5 protein-coding genes, 1 tRNA gene and 1 pseudogene are annotated in these 5,851 nt (G+C 61.9%); 3 read left to right on the top strand and 4 right to left on the bottom strand.

Annotated elements, in window-relative coordinates; genetic code table 11:
• Window positions 1–294: 294 nt before the first annotated feature.
• A pseudogene (locus tag Q0S16_RS26415) lies at window positions 295–1,371 on the top strand (recombinase family protein); the annotation flags it as partial.
• Window positions 1,372–1,533: 162 nt separating this feature from the next.
• On the opposite strand, the gene Q0S16_RS26410 reads toward Q0S16_RS26415, so the two are convergent.
• The 3 genes from Q0S16_RS26410 to Q0S16_RS08635 all read right to left on the bottom strand — a co-directional run bounded on the left by Q0S16_RS26410 (window position 1,534) and on the right by Q0S16_RS08635 (window position 2,430).
• A complete protein-coding gene (locus Q0S16_RS26410) occupies window positions 1,534–1,875 on the bottom strand; it encodes a hypothetical protein (protein ID WP_366517813.1) in 342 nt (113 codons plus the stop codon).
• Window positions 1,876–1,929: 54 nt separating this feature from the next.
• Window positions 1,930–2,004 (bottom strand) — tRNA-Glu (locus Q0S16_RS08640).
• 90 nt (window positions 2,005–2,094) lie between these two features.
• Window positions 2,095–2,430 (bottom strand): hypothetical protein, encoded by a 336-nt coding sequence (locus tag Q0S16_RS08635; RefSeq protein WP_295847081.1) that lies wholly within the window; start codon window positions 2,428–2,430, stop codon window positions 2,095–2,097.
• Between Q0S16_RS08635 and Q0S16_RS08630 the strand changes: the two genes are divergently transcribed.
• Window positions 2,429–3,472, top strand: a complete 1,044-nt coding sequence (locus Q0S16_RS08630) for an RluA family pseudouridine synthase (RefSeq protein WP_295847078.1) — start codon at window positions 2,429–2,431, stop codon at window positions 3,470–3,472. The genes Q0S16_RS08635 and Q0S16_RS08630 overlap by 2 nt on opposite strands.
• 215 nt (window positions 3,473–3,687) lie before the next feature.
• Complete coding sequence (rpoH, locus tag Q0S16_RS08625; protein WP_295847076.1) at window positions 3,688–4,587, top strand: RNA polymerase sigma factor RpoH; 900 nt, start codon at window positions 3,688–3,690, stop codon at window positions 4,585–4,587.
• Window positions 4,588–4,709: 122 nt separating this feature from the next.
• Here rpoH and Q0S16_RS08620 read toward each other — a convergent pair whose 3' ends face one another.
• Window positions 4,710–5,123 carry a hypothetical protein gene (locus Q0S16_RS08620; RefSeq protein WP_295847074.1) on the bottom strand — a complete coding sequence of 138 codons (414 nt, stop codon included), beginning with the start codon at window positions 5,121–5,123 and terminating at the stop codon, window positions 4,710–4,712.
• Window positions 5,124–5,851 lie beyond the last annotated feature (728 nt).

Below are 5,851 nucleotides of genomic sequence, written 5' to 3'. Positions count from 1 at the left end.
ACAAGCTGTCATCGTTCACCATCTGCGACGATTGGCCCGCTGTGATCCCAGTCACCAAACGCGAGATCGATGTGATCGAAACCTACATGGGTGACGTCCTCGACGCACTTCTTGCTCAATGCAAAACGTAACGCTGAAAATCGTGGCTGCGCGTTTTCAGATCGAAGATCGAATGAGATGAAGCCTCATTTGCCGTCAGTCAGGCCCTCGCAACCTCCATAGGCTGTAAGTTGCGTAGGTTGGTGTTGCTATTGTGCCGGGGTAGCGATCGAGTGCCGGTCGGGAGTATTTGTGATGGGTAAGACGTCTCGTATCCGGTTTGTTGAAGCCGAACCACTCGGCGCTGCACGTGCATGCGCTTACTTGCGCGTGTCCACGGGGCGGCAGGCCGAGAGCGATTTGTCCATTCCGGATCAGCGAAATCAAGTCGCCGCTTTTTGTGCAAACAAGGGCTGGTCGCTGTTAGCCGAATATGTCGAGCCGGGGGCGTCCGCAATGGACGACAGCCGCGCCCAGTTCCAGAGGATGATCGAACGCGCCACAGACGACGATCATCCCTTTGATGTCATCGTCGTACATTCCTACTCCCGCTTCTTCCGCGATGCCTTCGGGCTGGAGATGTATATTCGCCGCCTTGCCAAGGCCGGTGTGCGCCTCGTCTCGACCACTCAGGAGCTGGGCGACGATCCGGCACAGGTGATGATGCGGCAGGTAATCGCTCTGTTTGACGAATATCAGAGCCGTGAAAGCGCGAAACACGTTTTACGCGCAATGAAAGAAAATGCCCGTCAGGGCTTCTATAACGGATCACCAGTACCCCTTGGCTTTCGTGCTGAAGAGACGGAAAGGCGGGGGTCCAAAGTCAAAAAGAAATTGACGATTGATCCAGCCGAAGCAGAGACGGTGAATCTGATCTACCGGCTCTATCGGTTCGGCGATGGTCAATCGGGACCGCTGGGTATTAAACGAGTCGTAAGCTGGTTGAACGAGCGGGGCTATCGCACTCGTAAGGGAGCGCGCTTCGGTGTCGCCACGATCCATACGATCCTGACCAACAACGTCTACATCGGGCAGTGGGCTTTCAACAAACGCGAGGCGCGGACTCAGCGCGAGAAGCCCATCGATCAATGGATTATCGTCGAAGTTCCGGCAATCATCGAGCGGGCTGAATTCGACGCGGTGCAGGCCACGCTCAAGAAGAACAATCCGCGTGTGACCGCGCCGCGGATCGTCACTGGCCCGGTGTTGCTGACTGGACTTGCCACCTGCGCTTCGTGTGGTGGTGCCATGACGATGCGCACCGGAACCTCTCGTTCCGGCAAGGTCCACAAGTATTATTCCTGCTCGACTTGCTTCCGGAAGGGCAAGACCGCTTGCAAAGGCCGGTCTGTGCGCATGGACACTCTCGACAACCTTGTCGTGGAACACCTGTCAGAGCGTCTGTTCACGACTGAGCGTATGACCGCCATCCTGTCGGCAGCCTTTGCCCGTCGAGCTGAAAAAGCTGTCGAGATCGACCGTCGGGTAGGGTCTCTACAGCGAGAAGTTGTGGACGCAGCCGATAAGTTGAAGCGGCTCTATCGGATGGTCGAGGAGGGTATTGCTGAACTGGACGATATTTTGAGCGACCGAATCGCCAGCCTCAAGCTGGACCGGGAGCGAGCGCAGACCGCACTTGACCGGATTCAGGCTCAAGCAGCTCCTCCAGCCGAAATTTCCCTCGAAATTATTGCGCAATTTGGCCAAGCCATGCGCGACAAAATCGCCAATGGCGAGATTCCGTTCCGCAAATCTTACCTTCGCGCGGTCATCGACCGGATTGTCGTAGACGACCACAATATCCGGATTATCGGCGATAGCGCGACGCTGGAACAAGTTATCGCGGGGAAAAGCGTCACTGCGGCAGGTGTTCGCAGTTTTGAACGCAAGTGGTGCTCCCTAGCGGAATCGAACCGCTGTTTTCGCCGTGAGAGGGCAACGTCCTAACCGCTAGACGAAGGGAGCCTCGCGGCAAGCAATAGCCGCGAATGCGGCCGGCTGCAAGATGCCGCGGTGCGATAATTTGGCGGCCGATTCTCCAGCTTCTACAGCGACTTACGGCTCCTGGGCGAATTTCAGCGTCGCCACCGGCTTCAGGGTCTTGGCGTCATAGGTGCGGATTTCGGTGCTGCCGGCAATGTCGAGGGTCAGAATCACCCGGTCCGCGACCACCGCGGTGGAGAGGATCCTGGCACCTTTCGGCAGCGTCGCGGTCGACACCGCGGTGACAACGCTTCCCTCGCTGCGGAAAAGGCGGTAGCCGATCACGACGAGCAGCGCCCCGATGCCCAGAGCGGTGGTCAGGCCGGCAATCAGCATCATCCGCCTGACCTTGGCCATCATGGCCGCGGTCTGTTCAGGGTTCGGATCGGGCGCAACAGGTTCAGTCATGCAAAACTCTTCCATTCAGGACGCGTCCGCCACCAATGATGTCAGGCTGGACATTACGGTGCTGGGCGACGAGGGCTCCACCCGGCTCGACCGCGTGCTGGCGGTGCGCAGCCCGGCGCTGTCGCGGTCGCGGCTGAAAGCGCTGATTCTGGCCGGCCAGGTCACGATCGCCCGCAACGAAGCCGCCGCCCTGCCCGTTCGCGACCCCGCTTATCATGTCGCCGCCGGCGATACGATCACAATCGACGTGCCGCCGGCGATCGCCGCCGAGCCGGAAGGCGAGGATATCGCGCTCGATATCGTGTTCGAGGACGACGACATCATCGTCATCAACAAGCCGAAGGGCCTGGTCGTGCATCCCGCCGCCGGCCACGAGACCGGCACGCTGGTCAATGCGCTGATCGCGCATTGCGGCGCGACGCTGTCGGGGATCGGCGGCGTCCGACGGCCGGGCATCGTGCACCGGCTGGACAAGGACACCACCGGGCTGATGGTGGTCGCCAAGAACGACCATGCCCACCAGTCGCTGAGCGCGCAATTCGCCGACCACGGCCGCACCAATGAGATGCGCCGCGGCTATATGGCGTTCGCCTGGGGTGTGCCGAAACGCCAGGGCGGCACCGTCAACGCGCCGATCGACCGCCATCCCTATGCGCGTGAAAAGATGGCGGTGCGCGATACCGGCCGCGAGGCGGTGACGCATTGGGACGTCAAGCAGGAGTTCCTCGACCGCCACGGCAAGCCGGTGGCCAGCCTGCTGGCCTGCCAGCTCGAGACCGGCCGCACCCACCAGATCCGCGTGCATCTGGCGCATATCCAGCATCCGCTGATGGGCGATTCGGTCTATGGCCCGCATTTCAAGACCAAATCCAATGCGCTGGGCCCGCGGAGCCAGCGCGCGCTGGCCGATCTCGGCCGCCAGGCGCTGCATGCCTATATGCTGACCCTCGAACACCCTCGCACCGGCGAGATTCGCGAGTGGATTTCCGAGCTGCCGGCCGATCTGGAGCTGCTGCGGAGTCATCTGGCGGCGACGGAATGACGCGGATGCATGGAAAACTTCGTTGTATTCCAGCAGCTTGTATTATCCACACCGGAACGTGACAGGAAGTTCACTTCCAATACGCGTGTAGTACGGTGTATGTTGCACCTGCGTCGAATATCCGACGCGGAACTTCGCAGCCGGGACGGCTTTAACCAAGCGCTCGCTGCCTGGCCCGCCGCTATCGGGGGCCTGAACCACTGGAGGGCGCGAAAATGGCCCGTACAGCTACACTGCCGGTTCTCAACGGGGAATCCGGACTGTCTCGCTACCTGTCGGAAATCCGTAAATTTCCGATGCTGGAACCCCAGCAGGAATACATGTTTGCCAAACGCTGGCGCGAGCACGATGACCGCGACGCCGCGCATCATCTGGTGACCAGCCATCTGCGTCTCGTCGCCAAGATCGCCATGGGTTATCGCGGCTACGGCCTGCCGATTTCCGAGGTCGTCTCCGAAGGCAATGTCGGCCTGATGCAGGCGGTGAAACGGTTCGAGCCCGAGAAGGGCTTTCGCCTCGCCACCTACGCCATGTGGTGGATCAAGGCGTCGATTCAAGAGTACATCCTGCGCTCCTGGTCGCTTGTCAAAATGGGCACCACGGCGAACCAGAAGAAACTGTTCTTCAACCTGCGCAAGGCGAAGAGCAAGATCTCGGCGCTGGACGAAGGCGATATGCGCCCCGACCAGGTCAAGATCATCGCCAAGCGGCTCGGCGTGACCGAACAGGACGTCGTCGACATGAACCGCCGCCTCGGCGGCGACGCGTCGCTGAACGCGCCGATCCGTGACGACGGCGAAGCCGGCGAATGGCAGGATTGGCTGGTCGACCATGCGCCGACGCAGGAAGCGGTGCTGGCCGAGCATGAAGAACTCGATCATCGCCGCCAGGCGCTGACCGGCGCGATCGGCGTGCTCAACGCGCGGGAAAAGCGCATCTTCGAGGCGCGTCGCCTCGCCGATGACCCGATGACGCTGGAAGATCTCGCCACCGAGTTCGGCGTGTCGCGCGAGCGCGTTCGCCAGATCGAGGTCCGTGCCTTCGAGAAGGTGCAGACCGCGGTCAAGGGCACGATTGCCCGGCAGGAACAGGCGGCGATGGAAGCCGCCTACTGAGCGAGCCGACATCCATTGCAACGAAAGCCGGCGGCAACGCCGGCTTTTTTGTGCGCGGATCTTGACCTCTCCCCGCGCCGCGCGGCGAGAGGTGAAGGCCAGAACATGGCGGCTCACAGCGCTCATGTCGTGCCTCCCTTGTGCTTCCGGTCTTCGACGATGCCATAGCTGGCCAATTTCTGCCGCCTCAGCTCCTCGATCCGCCGCTCCCGCTCTTCACCCAGCGGTTTGCCCTCCGCCGCCGCCTTGGCGAGGCTGGCCTGGATCGCCTTGTGGAACTGGTACTTGAAGCGCGCCTCCTCGGTCGGCGTCAGCTCCCGGACCGGCCGCTCGCGGTCGAGGATGGCGTGACAGATCAGGCTCTTGTCGCTGCAACGGCGCCGACGCCGGCACTGCCGCACCGAACACAGTCGCCATCCTTCCGCCATGTCGCTGACCCGGCGATGAAAGCGTTCGGCTACTTCCTGCTCATATTGCTCACTTGCTTCCGACCACGCCCGTTGCTGCGGCGTCTGTACGAAGTGGTTACTTCCCATCGTCGTCTCCTTGGCTAGGGTTGCGGCACGGCTCTGCGCGCCCCGTGAAGACTTCACGGGGCCGTCCGGCCAGCGATGTTCATTTTCCCGGTGCCCCCAATGAGGGAGGCGGAGCGCCGAAAGGCGCCACTGTAGTTAGGACCGCCGCCTGGCCCTCGACACGTCGAGCACCAGAGCGGCGGCAACGCCTTTCGACGCCCCGCCGTGGCGATTTCTGTCCCCGGCGCCGTGCTTCGGGGACAGGCTAGCGGTCAGCGTGACCGCGGGTCCAGCCAGCTTCCGCCGGCCTTCCACCCGTCCCGTCCGGCCATCGAAGGCAGAGCCCCGTAGTGGGCTCGGACGGCTTGCCGAGGCCTCCCGAGTGCGCGGGACAACGTCTGCCCCACGCCCGCAGGCGCCACCTCCCGCCCCGCGCCAGTCGGCGTCCCGGTAACGCTCCCTCAAGTGGAGCGGGATGCAGAGGACTATAATCAACAAAGGAATATTGTCAAATATTTTTTGAAATTTTTTTGGCCGCGGGGCGCGCAATCGCGAAGCGCATTGCGCCGACCATTCCCATGATCGCTTGGGCGCGGCGGATGCCGCGACGCGCTGTCGGCACCTGTCCGACACGACGGAGCGGTTGTGTAAATCAGCGCCGAAGCGGGACCCTCTCGTAGATCCGCTTAAGCAACTGATTTTCTGGATGACAATTCGTTTGAGCAGGGGTCCCGATCGGCGCCGATCGG

The sequence above is a fragment of the Tardiphaga sp. genome (assembly GCF_025356345.1).
Classification (GTDB): Bacteria; Pseudomonadota; Alphaproteobacteria; order Rhizobiales; family Xanthobacteraceae; genus Tardiphaga.
Note: the sequence above shows the minus strand (reverse complement) of the source record. Positions and strands in the feature narration are given on the sequence as shown.

What these genes read in the sequence shown, in the direction of transcription:
- Q0S16_RS08630 (WP_295847078.1), top strand. Translation starts at nt 2,429, where the DNA reads ATGCAAAACTCTTCCATTCAGGACGCGTCCGCCACCAATGATGTCAGG.
- Q0S16_RS08635 (WP_295847081.1), bottom strand. Translation starts at nt 2,430, where the DNA reads ATGACTGAACCTGTTGCGCCCGATCCGAACCCTGAACAGACCGCGGCC.
- rpoH (WP_295847076.1), top strand. Translation starts at nt 3,688, where the DNA reads ATGGCCCGTACAGCTACACTGCCGGTTCTCAACGGGGAATCCGGACTG.
- Q0S16_RS08620 (WP_295847074.1), bottom strand. Translation starts at nt 5,123, where the DNA reads ATGGGAAGTAACCACTTCGTACAGACGCCGCAGCAACGGGCGTGGTCG.